Below are 584 nucleotides of genomic sequence, written 5' to 3'. Positions count from 1 at the left end.
TGTGCTTCTATGGAGAGAAAACTATGCCGTATAAAATAAACTTTTTTGCTAGGCCAATTGATACCGGATACTCATTGCATTGGGAAAACTTTCTCATTGAATTGTCGCTTGGGATAATCTGTACCGTTATGGCGTTTTATGGCTGGGAAAAAGGTATGATTCTTATGGCTGCGCCTGCGGGGGTCGTTGCAATTAGTTGCCTTGGGCTTGTTTTCTTTTCATTAATTCGGTTTGCGTTAGATAAGTTAGGTCAAAAAAAATCCGGCTAATGGAACGCTATAATGGCGGTGAAACAAGGTCTAAATATGTACACACATAACAAGTTAGTTAAGCTCGCCCAGCAAGCTGGGCTGGGACGCATACTCGTTGGCTGGCGCTTCGCGCAGTATAGCCAACAAGCCTGCGCCCCTCACTAAAGCGTTAGCTGCCAATGAAATCTCGAACTATGAGTCTAAATTTACAAGTTTCCAAATTCTGCCTTATTTCCTTCGGCGTTATTATGGTTATCATATTTGGCACTCCCGTTATTAGTAATTTAATAGTAATGGAGTTAATAGATATTTCAGGGTGTGACTTATCTCCTT

General features: G+C 41.4%; 2 protein-coding genes. Both read left to right on the top strand.

Annotated features, from left to right (window positions below; translation table 11 throughout):
• On the top strand, window positions 1-269 hold a 269-nt coding region (locus tag AC27JR_RS17000), incomplete at its 5' end, for a hypothetical protein (RefSeq protein WP_487174230.1).
• Between the two features lie 12 nt (window positions 270-281).
• On the top strand, window positions 282-416 hold the full coding sequence (locus AC27JR_RS16995) for a hypothetical protein (protein ID WP_487174229.1): 135 nt from the start codon (window positions 282-284) through the stop codon (window positions 414-416).
• Window positions 417-584 lie beyond the last annotated feature (168 nt).

The sequence above is a fragment of the Pseudoalteromonas sp. NH0006-26 genome (assembly GCF_057552415.1).
Note: the sequence above shows the minus strand (reverse complement) of the source record. Positions and strands in the feature narration are given on the sequence as shown.

Coding starts and splice junctions, on each gene's coding strand:
- AC27JR_RS16995 (WP_487174229.1), top strand. CDS start 282: ATGGCGGTGAAACAAGGTCTAAATATGTACACACATAACAAGTTAGTT.